Origin of the sequence: Streptomyces sp. NPDC050287, assembly GCF_044459385.1 — a bacterium.
Classification (GTDB): Bacteria; Actinomycetota; Actinomycetes; order Streptomycetales; family Streptomycetaceae; genus Streptomyces.
The window spans coordinates 599794-618008 of the sequence record NZ_JBITIY010000002.1 but is presented as its reverse complement, the minus strand read 5'-3'; the positions used below and the strand labels follow the sequence as shown (position 1 = coordinate 618008).

General features: G+C 69.8%; 22 protein-coding genes. 2 read left to right on the top strand and 20 right to left on the bottom strand.

Translation table 11 applies throughout. From position 1 onward, the window contains the following. Positions 1 to 57: 57 nt before the first annotated feature. Positions 58 to 936, bottom strand: coding sequence for an LLM class flavin-dependent oxidoreductase (locus tag ACIBK3_RS08145; protein ID WP_399363054.1), 879 nt, complete (start codon positions 934 to 936; stop codon positions 58 to 60). Positions 937 to 1017: 81 nt separating this feature from the next. Next, on the bottom strand, positions 1018 to 1593 hold the full coding sequence (locus ACIBK3_RS08140) for a dihydrofolate reductase family protein (RefSeq protein WP_399363052.1): 576 nt from the start codon (positions 1591 to 1593) through the stop codon (positions 1018 to 1020). A 163-nt stretch (positions 1594 to 1756) separates the two neighbouring features. Between ACIBK3_RS08140 and ACIBK3_RS08135 the strand changes: the two genes are divergently transcribed. Then, the gene (locus ACIBK3_RS08135; RefSeq protein WP_399363050.1) at positions 1757 to 2149 is read left to right on the top strand and encodes a DUF192 domain-containing protein; all 393 of its coding nucleotides are present in this window, start codon (positions 1757 to 1759) and stop codon (positions 2147 to 2149) included. 69 nt (positions 2150 to 2218) lie between these two features. Here the strand turns inward: ACIBK3_RS08135 and ACIBK3_RS08130 are convergent, their stop codons facing one another. From ACIBK3_RS08130 to ACIBK3_RS08045, 18 genes are all read right to left on the bottom strand, one after another. After that, on the bottom strand, positions 2219 to 2584 hold the full coding sequence (locus ACIBK3_RS08130; protein WP_399363048.1) for a hypothetical protein: 366 nt from the start codon (positions 2582 to 2584) through the stop codon (positions 2219 to 2221). Between the two features lie 9 nt (positions 2585 to 2593). Then, on the bottom strand, positions 2594 to 2776 hold the full coding sequence (locus ACIBK3_RS08125; RefSeq protein ID WP_399363046.1) for a hypothetical protein: 183 nt from the start codon (positions 2774 to 2776) through the stop codon (positions 2594 to 2596). Continuing rightward, the gene (locus ACIBK3_RS08120) at positions 2773 to 3768 is read right to left on the bottom strand and encodes a hypothetical protein (protein ID WP_399363044.1); all 996 of its coding nucleotides are present in this window, start codon (positions 3766 to 3768) and stop codon (positions 2773 to 2775) included. The genes ACIBK3_RS08125 and ACIBK3_RS08120 overlap by 4 nt, the downstream gene beginning before the upstream one ends. Further along, positions 3729 to 4136 carry a hypothetical protein gene (locus ACIBK3_RS08115; protein ID WP_399363042.1) on the bottom strand — a complete coding sequence of 136 codons (408 nt, stop codon included), beginning with the start codon at positions 4134 to 4136 and terminating at the stop codon, positions 3729 to 3731. Before ACIBK3_RS08115 ends, ACIBK3_RS08120 begins: the two co-directional genes overlap by 40 nt. A gap of 136 nt (positions 4137 to 4272) precedes the next feature. Further along, on the bottom strand, positions 4273 to 4896 hold the full coding sequence (locus ACIBK3_RS08110) for an OmpA family protein (protein WP_399363040.1): 624 nt from the start codon (positions 4894 to 4896) through the stop codon (positions 4273 to 4275). Between the two features lie 8 nt (positions 4897 to 4904). Continuing rightward, entirely contained in the window at positions 4905 to 5483 is a 579-nt protein-coding gene (locus ACIBK3_RS08105; RefSeq protein ID WP_399363038.1) for a hypothetical protein, read from the bottom strand. 34 nt (positions 5484 to 5517) lie between these two features. Further along, positions 5518 to 6117 carry a pilus assembly protein TadG-related protein gene (locus ACIBK3_RS08100; protein ID WP_399363036.1) on the bottom strand — a complete coding sequence of 200 codons (600 nt, stop codon included), beginning with the start codon at positions 6115 to 6117 and terminating at the stop codon, positions 5518 to 5520. Next, positions 6114 to 6311, bottom strand: coding sequence for a Flp family type IVb pilin (locus ACIBK3_RS08095; RefSeq protein WP_399363034.1), 198 nt, complete (start codon positions 6309 to 6311; stop codon positions 6114 to 6116). The genes ACIBK3_RS08100 and ACIBK3_RS08095 overlap by 4 nt, the downstream gene beginning before the upstream one ends. Positions 6312 to 6413: 102 nt before the next feature. Further along, entirely contained in the window at positions 6414 to 7256 is an 843-nt protein-coding gene (locus ACIBK3_RS08090) for a response regulator (protein WP_399363032.1), read from the bottom strand. Positions 7257 to 7267: 11 nt separating this feature from the next. After that, positions 7268 to 8803 (bottom strand): sensor histidine kinase, encoded by a 1536-nt coding sequence (locus ACIBK3_RS08085; RefSeq protein ID WP_399363030.1) that lies wholly within the window; start codon positions 8801 to 8803, stop codon positions 7268 to 7270. 56 nt (positions 8804 to 8859) lie between these two features. After that, complete coding sequence (locus ACIBK3_RS08080; RefSeq protein WP_399363028.1) at positions 8860 to 9747, bottom strand: DUF5936 domain-containing protein; 888 nt, start codon at positions 9745 to 9747, stop codon at positions 8860 to 8862. A 31-nt stretch (positions 9748 to 9778) separates the two neighbouring features. After that, on the bottom strand, positions 9779 to 10729 hold the full coding sequence (locus tag ACIBK3_RS08075; RefSeq protein ID WP_399363025.1) for a type II secretion system F family protein: 951 nt from the start codon (positions 10727 to 10729) through the stop codon (positions 9779 to 9781). Positions 10730 to 10739: 10 nt separating this feature from the next. Further along, positions 10740 to 12077: a CpaF family protein gene (locus tag ACIBK3_RS08070; protein ID WP_399363023.1), complete on the bottom strand. Its 1338-nt coding sequence runs from the start codon at positions 12075 to 12077 to the stop codon at positions 10740 to 10742. 22 nt (positions 12078 to 12099) lie between these two features. Beyond that, the gene (locus ACIBK3_RS08065) at positions 12100 to 12390 is read right to left on the bottom strand and encodes a TadE/TadG family type IV pilus assembly protein (RefSeq protein WP_399363977.1); all 291 of its coding nucleotides are present in this window, start codon (positions 12388 to 12390) and stop codon (positions 12100 to 12102) included. Between the two features lie 196 nt (positions 12391 to 12586). Continuing rightward, complete coding sequence (locus tag ACIBK3_RS08060) at positions 12587 to 12910, bottom strand: pilus assembly protein (RefSeq protein WP_399363021.1); 324 nt, start codon at positions 12908 to 12910, stop codon at positions 12587 to 12589. 107 nt (positions 12911 to 13017) lie between these two features. After that, entirely contained in the window at positions 13018 to 14277 is a 1260-nt protein-coding gene (locus ACIBK3_RS08055) for a CpaE family protein (RefSeq protein ID WP_399363019.1), read from the bottom strand. A gap of 12 nt (positions 14278 to 14289) precedes the next feature. After that, positions 14290 to 14997, bottom strand: coding sequence for a Flp pilus assembly protein CpaB (cpaB, locus tag ACIBK3_RS08050; RefSeq protein WP_399363017.1), 708 nt, complete (start codon positions 14995 to 14997; stop codon positions 14290 to 14292). An 81-nt stretch (positions 14998 to 15078) separates the two neighbouring features. After that, positions 15079 to 15981, bottom strand: coding sequence for a hypothetical protein (locus tag ACIBK3_RS08045; protein ID WP_399363975.1), 903 nt, complete (start codon positions 15979 to 15981; stop codon positions 15079 to 15081). A 444-nt stretch (positions 15982 to 16425) separates the two neighbouring features. Here ACIBK3_RS08045 and ACIBK3_RS08040 point away from each other — a divergent pair, with 444 nt between their 5' ends. Then, positions 16426 to 18123, top strand: a complete 1698-nt coding sequence (locus ACIBK3_RS08040; RefSeq protein WP_399363015.1) for a chitinase — start codon at positions 16426 to 16428, stop codon at positions 18121 to 18123. Positions 18124 to 18215 lie beyond the last annotated feature (92 nt).

The window sequence follows — 18215 nt, the reverse complement described above, 5'->3', positions numbered from 1 at the left end:
TCTGCGGTGGGCGCTGCCGGTTTTCTGTGCTGTGGCCGGGAGTTGCGGCACGCTGGTTCACGGCACCAGGGGACGAACCTCCTCCGCCGTGAACCGCACGAATGCCTCGGGGTCCGGTTCGTCGCCCGTCGGCTGGAGGATCACCGAGTCGGCGCCCGCCTCGGCCAGCCGCTGGACGGCCTTGGCGACGGCGCCGGCGTCCCCGGCGACCCCGAGCTCCGGGACGGATTCCAGCCCCTCCGCCGCCAGTTCGGCGCGCAGCCGGGCGGCGCCGTCCGGGCCGGTGGCGGTGAGGAGGTAGACGACGACCCGGTGCGGTTCGGTCCGCCCGGCGGCGGCCCGCCCCTGGTCGATGAGCCCGCGTGCCCGCCGTACGCCGTCGGGGGCGGTGGCCGCGGTGAGAATGGTGCCGTCGGCGGCCTCACCCGTGAGTCGCAGCGTGCGCGGGCCGGTGCCTCCGGCGAACACCGGGATGTCGGCGTCAGCGGGCGGCGGCCAGTCGAGAGTGACGTCGTCGAGGGCGACGTAGCGCCCGTCGGTCGTGACCCTCTCCCCCCGCAACAGGGCGCGCAGCGCGACGAGATGCTCGCGCAGCAACGTCAGCGGGGACTCGGCCCGCGCTCCGACCTGCCCCATCCAGTCCTGCACACCGTGTCCGACGCCGAGGACGGCACGGCCGGGGAACAGCCGGTGCAGGGTGGCCGCCTCCATCGCGGTGACGGCGACGTTCCGCAACGGCACCGGCAGCACCCCGACCCCGACCCGTACCCGCTCGGTCCAGGCGAGCGCGGCGGCGGCCGCCGAGATCCCGCCCTCCAGGAAGCAGTCCTCCCACAGCCAGAGTTCCTCGAGCCCGACGTCGTCCGCGAGCCGGGCGACGGCCCGGAGACGTTCGGGCGGCAACTGGGGGCGGAACACGGCTCCGAGAGTGGTCATGCAGCCCTTACTACCCGTTCGGCGGCGGCTCGGCACGTCGTTTTCGCCGGCTTTCGGGCGTCGGGCGTCGGTGCCACGGCCCTAGCGCTCGTAGCGGAGCAGGACGACACCGTTGCCGAAGGTGCGGGTCTCGATGAGGCGGAGGGCCTTCAGGGTGTCGGCGGGGTCGGCCGAGTCGGTCTGGGGGAAGAGGGGCTTGCCGGTGCCGATGAGGACCGGGTGGACGTAGACGCGGAACTCGTCGATGAGGTCGTGGCGCAGGAAGGCGGCCGCGAGGTCGGCTCCCCCGAGGCTGAGGTCGCCGCCCGGTTGCTCCTTGAGCGCCTGGACCTCCTCCGGGACGACCTCCCGTACGACCGTCGTGTTCCAGTCGGCGTGCTCGAGTGTCCGCGAGTAGACGACCTTCGGGATCTCCCGCCACAGACCGGCGAACTCGGCCATGATCGGGTTGATATCGGGGTCGGAGTCGGCGGTGGGCCAGTACGCGGCCATGAGCTCGTAGACCACCCGGCCGTTCAGCATCCCGCCCATCTCCGCGGTCAGTTCGTTGAAGTGGCGGAGCAGTTCGTCATCGACGCGGTGCCAGCTGATGTCACGGTCGCGGCCCTCGATATAGCCGTCGAGGGAGACGGACATCCACAGGACGATCTTTCGCATGTCTCTGCCACCTCGTGGTCACTTCGCGGTCGGTTCGCGGTCGGTTCGCGGTCGGTTCGTCCGGTTGCGCGGACGACGGCGCGGCTGGTCACCACGGTCCCAGATTCGGATACGTTCGGTCGGTATTCCGCCGTTGGCGGCGACACAAGGGAGGTGACCTCGCGTGGGGCGCTGGTCCGACGGACGGGGCAGGCTGGTGGTGCACGGCGAGGTCGACGGGCACGACGGGGCGACGGCGACGCGGATCACCGTGCCGCTGGAGATCGCGGCCTCCTACCGGGCCCGCACGAAGGGCTTGCTGGGACGGGACGGCGTCGACGGGGCGCTGCTCCTCTCCCCCGCGGGCAGCGTGCACACCTTCCGTATGCGGTTCCCCATCGACGTCGCCTACCTCGACCGCCACCTGAACGTCATCGCCGTCCGCACCATGAAGCCGGGGCGCCTGGGCCTGCCCCGGCTCCGTTCCCGGCATGTGCTGGAGGCGGAGGCGGGGGCGATGGAGGGGTGGGGGGTGCGGGTGGGGGTGCGGGTCGAGGTGGCGGAGGTGGGCTGGTAGGAGATGCGGATGCCGAGGCAGTGGTCGAGCAGACGGCCGCGTGATCAGCTGATCGGCTGGTGATTTCACTCAGGTCGATGCCGGTCCGGAAGAAGCGAGCAATTCTTGCAAGTCCCGTACAAGGATCAGGTCGTAGCGACCCAGTGCGGACAGGTTCTCGAAGATCTGCCGCGCTGTTGCCTCCTGGCGCTCCAGGTTCGAGTCGAAGTCGCGCACGGTGAAGAGCGAGTCGTACCGCTCGAACGCCATGCCGTGGTCGTCCTCGTACTCATGGGTGAACTCGACCTCGACCGCCGCGTGCCCGAGGTTCGCCGCGCAGTCAATGAACTCGGTGTCCACCGGCCTCACTTCGGCGCCGCACGCCGTCGCGATATCGCGGACGACCCGCTCCCGCGGAAATCCGGGATGCAGGAAGATGCAGTGGTACTCGCTCATACGATATTCCTAGGGCCAAGTAATCGTGTATCCGTCGCCAATGATCCGAATCGAGTTCATCCGGCCCGGCGGATTGTTGCGCAGGAATTTTTCCAACCCGTCCCGTGCTCCGCTTTCGGCAAGACCGCTCCCACGTGCGTCGACGACGGCATCGCGCGCCTGCTTCTTGGCCGTGTTCAACGTGTTCTTCACGGAGTTCGGAGCGGCTCCCGGTTCAAGGGTCTTGCGAGGCCCGCCCCTGGTGGGAAGAGGGCCAAGAGGGAGAGGAGGAGCAGGGCGAAGCCCAGGTAGACGAGGAAGTGGTCGAGGGCCTCGAGGAGGTGGCTGGTGGGGATGACGGGGCCGTCGGGGCCGCCGGACGAGGTCGTGCTTCGCCGGAGCAGAAGAGTTCCGGTCGTGGCGGAGGACAGCGCCGTCGAGACGCGGAAGCGGTGGACGGCCAGGGGTTCAGCCAGGAGAAGAGTAGTGGCCTGCCGCCAGGTGCGGAGCAGCACCGTCAGGAGCCAGGCCGTCCAGACCACGGCGGCTGCCGCGCAAGCCTGGAGGATCTGGGGGCCGGTGCCCGTCGTGAAGTACTCCTGGAGGCCGGCCGTGGTCTTGAATGAGCCGACGCCCAGGAAAAGGATGGCTGGCAGGACCAGGGCAAAGGGGATGAGGGCCAGGAGCAGTCGTCGTCCACGCTGTGCCGTGCCGGTTCGGGCCGCTCTGATGCGGTCACGGACATGGACGGCAGCCGGGCGGCTCCAGGCGTGGGGGTTGTCGGTGGCGTCGATCCGGGTGGCCGTGTCGGCCACCGCTCGGTGCAAGGGTTCCCCGAGGGCGTGCGGGGCGGGGTCGAAGGACGGGGCGGATGCCTCGTAGCAGAGCGCTCTGCGCAGTTGTATGAAACGCAGGGTTATCAGGGGAGTCCAGGGCCATCGCCAGGACGCGTAGCGGATGAGGGTGCCTGGCGTGTCGCCGTTCGTTCGTTCCCCGGCCAGGAGTATGCCTGGGAGTGTTCGCTTCGCGCGGTGCAAGCAGATGAGGTCTGCCGTCATCGCCAGGAGCAGGGCGAGGGCAGGGGCCGCCCAGAGTTTGTCGTCGAGGGTTTCCAGCCACCGGGCGGCATCGCCACGTCCGTGACCGGGTCCGGCGGCGTAGTTGTTCAGCGTGTGGTGGGCCACCGCCGCGGCGAAGGGGAGCACCCCCAGGGGTTTCCACCGGCCGCGGGCTTGCCACAGGATGCCGACCGCCAGGCCTGCCAGGGTCGTCCACGTAGGTGAGTGAAGGTCGCCACCGTGGCGTCGCCTGTCCGGCCGAGGTGCAGGGTGGCGGCCGGGGACGGCAGCCAGGACGTGGCCACCTCGCCCCAGCCCGGGACGTACGGCGGTGACAGGCTGTCGGGGATCAGCCAACCGCCGTGACGGGACAGGGCGCGGTCGGCGTCGAGGGAGTAGCGCAGCAGGGCCTCAAGGAGGCCGAAGCCGGCGCCCAGGGCGGCGCCCAGGACCGTGAAGTCCGTCAGGCCCCACTGTCGGCGGACCCGCGTGTACAGGCCTCCTGCCAGCAACAACGGTGGAGAGGCGTACGGAGCCGGTCGGGCAGGAGAGGGCGGCGAGTTGCAGCACCCCGTACAGGGCGGCGGCCACCATGAGTATGGTCACTTGTGCTCCCCCGCTTCCCCGCCCCGTTCCTGCAGAGCTCGCGGTTCAGTTCTCTCCACGGGGGAAGGAGACCTCGACTCGCCTGTTCTTCTTGCGGCCGGATTCCGTCGCGTTGGAAGAGATCGGGTACTGCTCGCCGTAGCCGCGGACCTCGAAGGTGATGTTCGGGGCGTTGAGTTCCTGGTCCAGGACCTCCTGTACGGCGTTGGCGCGCTGTTTGGACAGGACGTCGCCGTGCGCCGAGGAGCCGAGGTCGTCCGTGAAGCCGAAGACACGGATCTTCGTGGCGTTCTGGTTCTTGATCTCCGCCGCGATCGCGGAGATACGGGCCTTCGACTCCCCGCTCAGCTTCGCGCTGTCCTTGCTGAACAGGACCTCGGCCTGGAGCGCGAACTTGACGTCCGCGTTCGTGTCCTCCCGGCGTTCGTCCCCGCTCTGGTCCTCGACGACCTGCTTGATGTCCAGGACCTTGGGATCGGCGAGGGTGGCGCCCTCGGGGAGCTTCAGGTCGGGGTCGGCGGGGTCCACGGTGACGGGGGCGGAGGCGGTGGGTTCGGTGCCGGGGGGGACGCTGGGGGTGGTGTCGGCGTGGGCCGAGGTCGTGGTGACGGCCGCCATGAGGGTGGCGGCGGTGAGGATCAGGGCGAGGCGGGGGGAGGTGTGGGACATCAGGGACCTCACCCGGAGATCGTGAGGTCAGCAGGCGCGAACATGGGCAGTTGGAAGGACACTTCAGACGTGTCGGCGGGCGGGGCGGGGAACTGCATGAACACCGGAATGGTTTCGCCGGACTTGACGGTCGAGACGCCCGTAGTGGTCAGCGGGCGGCCGTCGGTGTCACGCAGCACGTAGTAACGCTTCTTTCCTTTCGAGTCCACCAGCGTGGCCCCGCCGAAGGATCGGCCGTTTCTGATGATCTCGGTTTCGCTGCCGCTCAACTGCGCGGGAATTGTGAGCGATTTACCGCCGTCGTTCTTCAGATTGCCGCTCACCGTGAGGAATCCCCCGGAGTCTCGATTCACCGAGGTGATTTGGAGCAGAAGCCCGTCGGGCCCCTTGGACTCGGCTACGGGAGCCCCCGACTGCCCTTCCTGAGTGCTCGGCTTGGAGCCGCCGTCCCTGGATTCCGACGCCGACGCTTCCGGCTTCTTGTCCTCGCCGCCTCCCCCGCAGCCGGCCACGCCGACGGCCAGTCCGGCCGCAACGGTCAGTGCGACCATCCCCCTTCGGGCCTTCGCAGTGAACCGAACGCTCATCGCTCCGCTTCCTTCATCACTCGTCATTCGCTTGTCAGTCGGCCAGGTGGACGTCGAAGAGGTCCTCGGGTTCAGGGAGAACATCGAGGTCGTCGGGCTTCAGAATCCAGTCCCTGTCCTTGCAGGAGAGCTCTGGCAGCACGTCCCCCTCGCCGCCCTCCCCGGGCGGCTCGAACGTGCAGAGCGGCTCGATGACGGCCGTGGCGGTCTCCACCGAGTGCATGGTCTCAGTGCCGGGGATGATGGAGTCGCCAACGGGCTTGTTGGTCTCCACTTCGACCGTGTAGCCGGGGAGCAGCCCCGCTGCCGGACCGCAGTCCGCAGTGGCGTCGTTCTGCGCCGCCAGCTGCTGCGCCCGCCCGCATCCGGCGTAAGGCACACCGTCACCGTCGAAGATGGCCTGCCACTTGGTCGGATCGAGTACGTTCGCCTTCCATTCGACGGCAAGATCGTCCCGAGTATCCAGGGCAGCCGCGAGTGCCGCCGCGTCTGCCGCCGTCTGGGCACCGTTCCGATTCGCCGCAGCCTGGCCGACCGCGAGGTATGCGAACGCAAGAAGGAGCAGACCCGCCACCACCGTGATGTAGATGGGGAAGGCCTGCCCTGTGTCGCTGCCCCTAGAGGGCCACGTCAACCGCCGGTAACCTCGGTGATCTTGTCCGTAATGGCGTTGTAGATCGTCTGCCCGATGTCCGTCCCCGTGATCGCCAACACGATCGCCACCACCACCGCGATGATCCCCAGATACTCCACCGCCGTCTGACCCTCGTCGTTGCGCGCGGCGCGGGCGCGAAGGTACGAGACGGTCGTGTTGAACCAGTTGTTCATGGGGGTGTCCTCCGATGTCGTCGCCTCCGACGCGCGCAGCGTAGACCGGAGCATCGGGTTCGGCACAGGGTCCGTGGGCCCAATCCCGGGCCCAGTCGCGGTTCATCCCACACCTCGGTGTGAACCGGGCGCCGTGCCGAGCCACTTGGCCGTGGCCTCGGAGCGGGTCGTGCTGTGGAGCTTGGCGAAGATGCGGTTGATGTGGTTCTTGACCGTCTTCTCGCTGATGAAGCAGGCGGCGGCGATCTGCTGGTTGCTCATCCCCGACGTGATGAGGTCCATGATCTCCGCCTCCCTGGCACTGAGGGCACCCCTGAGCCCCGACGACGACTGTGCCACAACTGGTTGCAGTCGTGAAGTGGTTTCTGGAAAATCGCATGGGGGCCGGATGTACGGTAAGGGTAAATCACCTACCACAGGCGTCAGTTGACTTTGCTCATGAGAAGAAGCGGAAGGTTGGACTTCGTATGCAGTCGCACTTGCCGCTCGCAGCTGAGCCAGCAGCGCTCCCGCCGCCGTGTGGGTGAAGTGGGCTCGGCCCTCCTCGATGTCCCGTACGGCGGACACCAGCTGGTCGGCGGTGAACTCGCCGTGGACGAGGTAGCCGCCGGCGCCCCGGCGCAGGGCCTCCTCCACGATCTGCTGCTCCCGGCTGTAGGTCAGCATCATCACCGGGGCGATCGTCACGAGGTACGGGAGTGCCGAGATGCCGTCCAGGCCGGGCATGCGGACGTCCAGGAGGACGACGTCGGGGCGGTGCAGACGGGCCGCCTCGCAGGCCTCGTGGCCGTCCGCGGCCTCCGCCACGACCGTGATGTCCGGGCGGCCGGAGAGCAGGGCGGTGAGGCCTGCCCGGACCACCGGGTTGTCGTCGGCCACGACCACCCGCATGGAGGAGGTGCCCGATTGCGTCTTCGTCGCGTTGATCGCGTTGATCGAATCCATCGTCGTCCTCGTCACGGGGATCCCGGGGGCGGTGCCTTCAAAGGGAGCTCCAGGCGGACCTCCGTGCCCTTGGCGTACGTGCCCTTGGCGTGCGTGTCCTTGGCGTGCGTGTCCTTGGCGTGCGTGCCCTCGCCGATGTGGATGCGGGCGCCCACCGACGCCGCTCGCTCGACCATGCCGACCAGGCCGAAGTGGCCGGAGCGGCGGAGTTCTTCGAGGGTCGTGTCCGGGGGGAGGCCGCGGCCGTCGTCGTGGACGCTGATGCGCAGGACGTCGTCGTGGACTCCCGCGTACACGTCGACCCGGGTCGCGGACGCGTGACGGTGGGCGTTCTCCATGGCCTCCGTGGCGATGGTGAGGAGCTGGTGGGCCACGGCGGGCGGGATCGGGGGCGGGGGCGGGTGCTGTGCGCGGTCGCCGGTGGGGTGGTAGGTGGCGGGGAGCGCGGTGCGGGTACTGAAGTCCTTGGTGCGGGCGGCCAGTTCGGTGAGTACGTCGGTGGGGTGGTCGGAGTCCGGTTCGCGGCGCAGGTCGGCGAGGAGTTCACGGGACTCGGCGGCTGCTCTGCGGGCCGAGCGGGAGACGAGTTCGGCCTGCTGCCTGATGAGGGCCGGGTCGATACGGGCAGCGTCTGCCGAGTGCGCCAGGCCGTCCGCCGCCAGGGCCACGCCGTGCAGCGTCTTGGCCACGGAGTCGTGCATCTCCCGTGCCAGCCGGGCCCGTTCGGCGTTGACCGCCTCCGTCGCGGCGAGGCGGGCCTGCACCGCGGTCAGGGCCTGGGTGGCGGTACCGAAGCGGAGCATCAGGTTGCGCAGGGTGGAGCCGACGGCTCCCGTGATGACGCACAGACCCGGGAGGAGAAGGGAGTCCGCGGGTGCGGCCCGGGTGTCCTTCAGGGTGGCGTACACGAGCAGGAGGATCAGCGACTGGAGCGAGGCGAAGACGGCCGCTCCCCGCCAGCCGTACACGATGCCCGCGAGAAGTGGGGTGCAGACGCTGACGTAGGCGAGCGTGGTGTCCGGCCCCGCGGAGACCAGGAGCAGGGAGGCGAAGAGGGTGTCGACGGCCAGGAGGGTGGGGTGGCGCAGGAGCAGCGGGCCGAAGCGTTCCCAGTCCCTGAAGAGGACGTACGAGCCCATGAAGGTGACGACGACGGCGGCGCCGACGAGGCGGACACCGAGGCCGGGGCCGGCGTTGAGGAGGGCGGAGGGCGCGGCGAGGGCGATCATCGCCAGCCGGAACCCGAAGACCTGGCGGCACATGGCCTGGAGGGCGTTCACCTGGAGGGAGATGGGGGGCGTCGGCGGGTTGTGGGTCCCGTCCGTGACGTCGGTGACGCCGGTGACGCCCGTACCCCTGTCGTCGCCGTGCGGTGCGGCCGGCCCCTTCGGCGGTCGATGGCCTTCGACGGACGTACGTCCGTGCGGCGCCCCGAACCCGGGTCCGCCCACCGCGCCGAGCCCCGTCCGCACCTTTGCCGCATGACCGTTCAAGCGCCTGGCCGTCCGGCCCGGCCCGCCCTTCAGCCGCCCCGTCCTCACCTTCATGTCCCCACCCCCACACTCCCCACCCCCACACTCCGCACCCGCATACTCCCCACTCCCTACCCCCCGGTGATCGACCCGAAGTCCGTGCCCGACCCCAGGAGCAGGCCCGCCCCCAGCAGGATCATCGTGGCCGGGACCATGAACGTCGTGATCATCATCGTGGCCTTGGGGACCGCGCGGGCGGCCTTGCGGCGGGCGTTCTGGGCGTCCGTGCGGCGCATGTCCTTGGCGAGGGAGACGAGGGTGTCGACGATGGGCGCGCCCAGTTCCTCCCCTTGCTGCAGTGCCGTCACGAACATCGCCACCTGCTCGGAGTCGTTCCTGCGGCGCAGCTCCGCGAAGGCCTGGCGGCGGCTCATGCCGAGGTCCATCTGGCGCAGGGTGATGCGGAGTTCGTCGGCCCAGGGGCCCTCGTACTTGGAGGCGACGCGGTCCAGGGCTTGGCGGAAGCCGAGGCCCGCGCTGACGACGACCGCCAGTACGTCGAGGAAGTCCGGCAGGGTGCGCTCGATCACGTCCTTGCGGATCCGGATCGCCGACCAGATGCCGACCTCCGTCCAGAACGCGCCGAAGGCGAGCAGCAGCAGCGCCACCAGGATGTTGCCGCGGAGCAGGAACACCAGGAAGCCAACCCCGCCGAGGAAGCCGTAAACCGCCCGGCGGGCCGCGTAGCGGTCGATGGTGAGGCCGCCGGGGTTGCCCGCGAGGTCGATCTTGCGGCGGTACTTGGCGACCCGCTTCGGGCCCATCAGCCGTAGGACCGCGGGGGCGTAGCGCATGCCCATGCGGTCGATCAGCGAGTCCACGGCGCCGGTGCGGGTGGCGCCCACCTCCAGGGCCAGCACCAGGTCGCTCGGCAGTTTCGCGTCCGCCCGGTACATGCGGATGCCGGTGAAGACGCCCCAGACGGCGAGGGCCATCAGCAGGGCCAGCAGGTATGCCATCGGTCCGTCCCTCCCTTCTCTTCCCCGGCGTTCAGACGTCGATCCGCGACAGGCGGCGGATGAGGACGAAGCCGACGGCGTACAGCGCGAACGCGATGATCACCGCGGCCTGGCCGACCGGGGAGCCGGTCATGCGGTCCAGGGCGCCGTCCTTCACCCCGTTCATCAGGAACAGGGAGCCGACGCCGAGCACCGGGACGGCGTACGACGTCATGTTCACCTGGGACAGCTGGGTGCGGACCTCGCGCCGGGTCTCCTTGCGTTCCTCCAGGGTCTCCGTGAGGTTTCGCAGGGCGCTGACCACCTGGCCGCCGGCCCGGTTGGAGAGGACCAGGGTCGTGACCAGGACGACCAGTTCGCGGGACGGGAGCCGGTCGGCCATCTCGCCGAGCGCGTCGTCCATGGTCGCGCCCATCGCCAACTGGTTGGCCACCTGGGCGAGTTCCTCACCGGCCGGTGCCTCCAGCTCCTCCGCCGCCATGCCGATCGCGGTGCGCAGGGCGAGGCCCGCCTGGGTGGCGTTGGCCAGCAGGCGGGCCATTTCCGGGAGTTGGTTGATGAACTTCTCGATGCGTTGCTGCCGCTGCCAGCTGAGGAACTGCAGCGCCGCCCAGATGCCGAGCAGTCCGGCGAGCGGTCCGAAGAAGGGCGCCAGGGTCGCCTGGCCGATCAGCCACAGGCCCGCCACCGCCGCCAGCATCGCGGCGAAGAACTCACCCGGCGTGATGTCCAGGCCGGTCGCCGCCAGCCGCAGTTCCAGTTTCCGGCCGAGCTTCGTACGACGCAGCCGGCGGTCCAGGTTGCGGAAGCGGCGCCGGCGGCCGGTGACCGGTATCTGCCCTGCGGACGACAGCCGTTCGACGAGCGCGGCCCGCTGGGCCTTGCCCTTGGCGTAGGTGTGCACGCCGATGACGGCCAGTAGGGAGGTCAGCAGGGTGACGCCGATGGTGAGCGTGACGAGGTTCTTCAGATCTGGGTCCATGGGGGCGGTCCTACCTGGCTTCTCGGATGGCTAGCTGATCTGCGGACTGGGCCACGCCGAAGGCCTGGGGTGTGGGCTGGCTCGCCATGTAGAGGCGGTCGGCGGTGCGGCGCGGGAGCGGGAAGTGCTGGTAGGCGCCGTAGATCCGGCCGTCGGCGGCCATCGGCCGCGCGTCGAAGCGGGCGACCGTCGCCAGGCGGTACGGCTCGCTGCCGTGGCTGTCCAGCAGGGCGATCTCGGTGATACGGCGGACCCCGTCGGCGAACCGGGTGAGCTGGATGATGACGTCGACCGCGCTGTTGATCTGGTCGTGCAGCGCCTCGAAGGGGATCTCCACCTCGGACATGGAGGCGAGGGTCTTCAGCCGCATCAGCGCGTCCTCGGCGCTGTTGGCGTGCACGGTGGCCAGCGAGCCGTCGTGGCCGGTCGACATCGCCTGGAGCATGTCGAGCGACTCGCCGCCGCGGACCTCACCGACCACGATCCGGTCGGGGCGCATGCGCAGCGAGTTGCGGACCAGGTCGCGGATGGTGATACGGCCCTTGCCCTCGACGTTCGCCGGCCGCGACTCCAGCCGGACCACGTGCCGTTGCTGGAGCTGGAGTTCGGCGGAGTCCTCGATGGTGATGATGCGGTCGCCGTCCGGGATCAGTCCGGAGAGGGCGTTGAGCAGGGTCGTCTTGCCGGTGCCCGTCGCCCCCGACACGATGATGTTGAACCGTGCCTGCACCAGGCCCGCCAGCAGGTACAGCATGTGCTCGTCGAGGGAGCCGAAGCCGGCCAGCTCGCTGAGCGTGAAGGAGCGGGGGAAGCGGCGGATGGTGAGGACGGCGCCGGTGAGCGACAGCGGCGGGATGATCACGTTCACGCGCTCGCCGGAGGGGAGTCGGGCGTCGACCATCGGATTCGACTCGTCCACGCGGCGGTTGACCGTCGACACGATCCGCTCGATGGTCTGCATCAGCTGGTCGTGGGAGGGGAAGCGGAGCGGGAGCTGTTCGACGCGGCCGCCGCGCTCGACGAAGATCGCGTCCGGCCCGTTGACCATGATCTCGGTGATGGACGCGTCTTCGAGGAGCGGTTCCAGGATGCCGAGGCCCAGCGCCTCGTCGACCACCCTGCGGATCAGCTGGGAGCGCTCCACCGTCGACAGGACCGGGCCCTCCCGGCTGATGATGTGCCCGAGCACCCGCTCCAGGCGGGCCCGGCGCTCGGCCGCGGCCAGCGCGCTCATCTCCGCGAGGTCGATCTCCTCCAGGAGCTTGGCCCGGTAGGAGGAGACCAGGTGGCCGTCCTCGCCCCGGCTGCCGTTCTCTTCCGGCGAGTTGATGCGTGACCGCAGGCTCATGGGTGGTTCCTCAGTGTCTTCCTCAGTGGTCGAGCGGCATGGTGGCGGTCTTGTGGGCGTCGCCGAAGTCCCAGCCGGGGACGATCGACGGGATCTGGACGGTGGCGGTGACAGTGACCTCGTCGCCGCCCTCCGCGGCGGCACAGTCGACGGTCAGCCAGTCGCTGACCGCGTTCACGCACCCGTCCTGCGCGCTCTCCTCGATCGAGGCCGCCCGCGCCCCCGCCCGGGCCGCCGTGCCGGCCTGCTGGGCGGTGTACGCGATCAGCCCGATCTGGACGCCCGCCATCGCGACGAGGATCAGGATCGGAATGAAGCCGAGGTACTCGAGGGCGACTTGACCGAGGTCGCGTGGGCTCCGGTCGCGTCGGTTCCGGTCACCTCGACTCCGGTCACCTCGACTCCGGTCACCTCGACTCCGGTCACCTCGACTCCGGTCACCTCGGCTCCGGTTCCGTCGCCCCCGGTCGCGGCCCTCGCGAACTCGCTCCGTCCCGTCGTACGACATCTCAGTCCTTCACCTCCTCTACGGCGCCGGCGTGGCCCTTCACCTCGAAGGGGAAGCCGATCGAGCCCGGGAAGAGGACGGGGACGTGGAGGGTGACGTCGGCCGTGACATAGCCGCCGGACGTGGCGCACTCCACCTCGCCGCCCCACGCGTCCGGGAGCTTGTCCAGCCCCGCCTGTTGACACGCCCCCTGCCGCTCGCCCTCCGGAACCGCCGTCCCCGCCCGTACGGCCTCGTCCGCAGCATTCCCCGCGAGCGTGAACGTGTATCCCAGCAGCACGAACTGCCACATCAGCACCAGGGTGAGGAGGATCAGCGGGGTCATGCCGAGGAACTCGACGGTGACCTGGCCGTCGTCCCTCCGTCCGGGAACCCGGCCCCGACCCCGACGCCGGCCCCTCCCTCCAGGCAGGGGAACGTGTAAGGGCACCGCTACCTCCCCAGCTCTCTGCGCCGTCGGAAGCCGACCGCCGTCCGGTCGCCGCCCCGGAAGCGGCCGGCGCGGTGGCCGGGGCCCTCGGTCCCCTTGACCAGTCCCAGTTCGGCCGCGAGGGCCCACAGGGCCTGCTTCACCGTGCTCTTGCCGTCGAGTTCGTGGACGCGGCCGGCGTCCACCGCGCTCTGCAGTTCCTTGAAGTTGGCCGGGACCGCCGTGCCCGCGACGAGGGTGCCGGTGATCTTCTGGATCAGCGGGGGCTGGATCTCCGTACCGCGGGTGTGCCGGTTGACGACGACGGTCGTCTCCTCGGCCTTGCGGATCTGCAGCCGGTCCCACATGCGGACCGTGCGCTTGGCACCCCGGACCGCGACCACGTCGGGCGTGGTGACCAGCAGGGCCGTGTCGGCCATCTCGACGACGGCCGCGCCCGCGCCGCCGAGTTGGGCGCCGCAGTCGACGACGACGACCTCGTAGCGGGAGCGCAGGGCGCTGACGATCTGGCGGGCGGCGCGGTCCGTGACCTCCTCGCCGCGTTCCCCCTCGCCGGGCGCGAGAAGCAGGGCGACGCCGGTGTCGTGGCGGAAGACGGCGTCGGCGAGGACGCGCGGGGAGATGTCGCTGATGGCGGCGAGGTCGACGACCGAGCGGCGGAACTGGACGTCCAGGTAGGAGGCGATGTCCCCGGTCTGCAGGTCCATGTCCAGCAGGGCGGTGCTGCGGCCGGAGGCCTGGGCGGCGAGGGCGAGGTGGATGGCCGTGAGGGTGGTGCCCACGCCGCCCTTCGCCCCGCTGACCGTGACGACGGTGCCGCCGACGCCGGTGAACACGTCCCCGCCGGCGCCCAGGTGCCGCCGTACGCCCACGGACCACTGGGCGACCGCCTGGACCCGGCTGGCCAGCTCCTCGTACCCGAGCGGCAGGGCGATCAGGCCGCGGGCGCCGTAGTCCATGGCGGCCTGGAAGAGGCCGGGGCTGGCGTCGGAGGTGACGAGGATGACGCCGACGGCCGGGAAGCGGAGGGCGACCTCGCGGATGAGTTCCAGGGCCGGGACCGGGCCGATGCGTTCGTGGACGACGACCACTTCGGGCAGTTCGTCGATGGACTCGGCGGCGAGGCGGGCGAGGGTGTCGATGAGCTGGGTGGAGTCGACCACCGGGGCGAGCGGTTCGGCGTCCGGGAGCTGACTGAGCAGCGTGGTGATGGACCGCACCGCGTCCGCGTCGCCGACTGCCGGGAGGATCCTCGTGGGCATGGGGGCGGCCTCTCACTTGTCCTTGGCGAGTTCGTAGGTGCGGTCGCGCTCCGGGACGGTGGTGTCGGTGCCGGGCGCGACGAGCGCGAGCCGGACCTCCTTGGCGAACGACTCGGCGTACGTGATGCGCTGGGCGTCGAGGGTGGAGAGCGCGAAGGTGATCGGGACGGCCTTGGTCTCCTGCCGGGTGCGGTCGTCCGCGTCCGGCTGGAGCGCGCGGATCTCGCCCACGTCGATGACCCTCGCGCCGGTCACGATGATCTTGGACTGGTCGGGAGCGCCCTGTCGCTGCCCCTCGAAGGTGGCGTACACGTTGACCGACGAACCCGCCGTGATCTTTCCCGCCACACCGGTCGCCGCGTCGATCATGATGGCGACCTCCTGCTGCCCCGGCCGCAGCGCGGGCTGATCGACGATCATGTCGCTCTGCAGCAGGGAGCCGGCCTGCAGCGCGGTGACGGCGATCTTGCCGCGGATGTCGGAGAGGTCGGTGACCGCGGTGTCCGGCAGCCACCGCTTCGGCATCTCGGTCTTCTCGAACTGGCTCGCGTTGAGACTGGTGTACGGCTCCACCCGGGACTTCAGCCGGTACGCCGTGACCTCGGGGCCGACCTTGGACTTCACGTCGTTGATGACGGACAGCACGCCGGCGAACGCGCCGAGGGCGCACAGAACCGACAGGAGCAGGAGTATCACGCCGCGGCGCTGACGGGAGTTCATGAACCGTACGACCTCGTCGGGGGGGTTGGGTCTGGCGGGTGGGAGGGGCTGGGGCAGGGTCGGGTGCGGGCCGGGGTCGGCTCACCCGGCGGGCAGTTGGTTCCTGTGCACGGGTGAGCGGTTCTCGTACGCGAGTGACTGGTTGCCGTATGGGGATGACTGGCTCCCGTACGCGGGCGATTCGTTCTCGCGGACGGGCGTTACGGGCGATACGGCGGAGCAGAAGACGCACCGGTCGCCGATGACCTCGATGCCGCACCAGTGGCAGATGTTCTGCCGTACGGAGGTGACCAGTTGGTAGAGAACCGAGAGGTCCGGCAGGAAGGTGCAGAACTCGATCAGCTTGCCGGTGCCCCACCATTCGGCCGACTCGGCGGGCAGCGGGACCTCACGCAACCCCTGCACGCTCCAGGACTTGGCCAGCTTCGCGGTGACCCACTCGGACTGCAGCTGCCCCCGGGCGACCAGCATCGAGGTGGCGAACTCCGGGCCCGCCAGGGTCGCGTCGGGTCCGATGCGGACGAGCTGCGGCTGCGGATGGGCGAGCACACCGAACTGGCTGCCCGGCATCCAGGACTTGGCGTGCGACTTCAGACTCACGGGAACGCGGTCGAGCTTGGTGACGGAGCCGAGGAGCGCGCCGGCGTGGAGGTAGTGGGTGAGCAGCCGAGCGGCGGAGGCGAGCACGCCGGGGCTGAGGTCGCAGGAGGCGAGCTGGCGTAACTGGCGGGCCAGGACGGCGAGTCCGAGGGGCGGCAGATCGGGCCGGAACAGGGCGATCCGGTCGCTTTCCAGGAGGGACCGGACCGTGAGCAGCCGCCGCTCCACCTCCCGGGGGACGGCCTGCGAGCAGACGACGATCACATGCCCGTGCTGGTCGATCAGCGTCTGCAGGGCCGCCAGCGACCGGTCGAGCGGCTGGCGGTCCAGGTCCGGCAGGACGGCCGCGGGCATGGTTCGGTCGTCCTGCGGCGGCAGCGCCATGTCGGCACTGGTCACAGCAATGGCAGTTGGCACGCGCAGCTCCCCGGATCCCCATGCCCGTAGGCCCGCCGGCGTCACTCCGGCACACCCCGTCGACTTCACTGCGTGACTACCTGAGCACTGTATCCACGCCCCTGTGACCGGAGAACAGCGTTTCTGTGACTTCCTACTGCTCTTGAGCGCCAAAAAGTCGGCCATTCCAGCCCAGATGGGGCGCATGTGCCACGAGCCCGGGACGTGGAGGGCGAGTTGGAGCCGCCCGTTCCGCACGACTGCGGACCGAACCCTTGACAGCCAATTGGTCTGGACCAACTCTTAGGACACGCGGTGGCCACCGTCGTCGTCCTCACCCCTCTTGCACCTCTCGCACCTCTCGCACCTCTTGCACCTCCGCCCCTCTGTCCCTCTCCCCCACCGGAGGCACCAGTGCACCGCGAATCAGGCATGCCCAGACGCAGACGGACACGAACCCTCGCCGGGGCCGTCACCGCGACGCTCCTCGCCCTGGCCGCCGCAACGGCGGGCGCGGGCCAGGCCGCGGCGGCCGACACCAACAACACGAAGAACGCCGGCTTCGAGTCGGGCCTGGCCGGCTGGACGTGTTCGGGCGGCAGCGGTACGACCGTCTCGTCCCCGGTGCACGGCGGCTCGGCCGCCCTGAAGGCGACGCCGGCCGGCCAGGACAACGCCCAGTGCACCCAGTCGGTGGCCGTCAAGCCCAACTCGACGTACACGCTGAGCGCGTGGGTGCAGGGCGGCTACGCGTACCTGGGAGCGACGGGCACGGGCACGACGGACGTCTCGACCTGGACCCCGGATTCGTCCTCGTGGAAGCAACTGTCGACGACGTTCACCACGGGCTCGTCGACGACCTCGGTGACCGTGTACACGCACGGTTGGTACGGCCAGGCGGCGTACTACGCCGACGACGTCTCGGTGTACGGCCCCGACGGCGGCGGCGGTGGCGATCCGCAGCCCACGATCCCGGCGGCGCCGAGCGGCGTGTCCGTGACCGGAACCTCCTCCTCGTCGGTGTCCCTGGCCTGGAACACCGTGTCGGGAGCGACCGGCTACAACGTCTACCGCAACGGTACGAAGGTCACGGCGGTGACGGGAACATCGGCCACGGTGACCGGCCTCGCGCCCGCCACGTCGTACTCCTTCCAGATCACGGCGACGAACGCGGCGGGCGAGTCGGCCAAGTCGGCGACGGTGACGGGCCGCACGACGACGTCCCCGGGCGGTGGCGGGGGCGCGGTGCCCAAGCACGCCGTGACGGGGTACTGGCAGAACTTCAACAACGGGGCGACGGTCCAGAAACTCTCGGACGTCCAGTCCCCGTACGACATCATCGCCGTCGCCTTCGCCGACGCGACGACGACACCGGGCGCCGTCACCTTCACCCTGGACTCGGCCGGCCTCGGCGGCTACACGGTCGACCAGTTCAAGGCGGATGTGAGGGCGAAGCAGGCGGCCGGCAAGAAGGTCATCATCTCGATCGGCGGCCAGAACGGCACCGTGTCGGTGAGCGACCCGACGTCGGCGACGAACTTCGCGAACTCGGTCTACTCCCTGATGCAGACGTACGGCTTCGACGGCGTCGACATCGACCTGGAGAACGGCCTCAACGCGACGTACATGACCCAGGCGCTGCGGTCCCTGTCGGCGAAGGCGGGCGCGTCCCTGGTCCTGACCATGGCCCCGCAGACGATCGACATGCAGTCGACGTCCAACGCGTACTTCCAGACCGCACTGAACCTGAAGGACATCCTCACCGTCGTCAACATGCAGTACTACAACAGCGGTTCCATGCTGGGCTGCGACGGCAAGGTGTACAGCCAGGGCTCGGTCGACTTCCTCACGGCGCTGGCCTGCATCCAGTTGGAGGGCGGCCTGTCCCCGTCCCAGGTGGGCCTCGGCCTGCCGGCCTCCCCGAGCGGGGCGGGCAGCGGGTACGTGTCGCCCTCCGTGGTGAACAACGCGCTGGACTGCCTGACGAAGGGCACGGGGTGCGGGTCGTTCAAGCCGTCGCGGACGTATCCGGAGCTGCGGGGGGCCATGACGTGGTCGACGAACTGGGATGCGGCTGCGGGGAACGCGTGGTCGGGGGCGGTGGGGCCGCACGTGCACGGGTTGCCGTAGCCGTCCCTTTCGATCCTTTCGATCGGGAACGTTGACATCCCCGCAGTACATCGGGCGGGACACCGCGTCCGTCACGGACCGGTGTCCCGCAG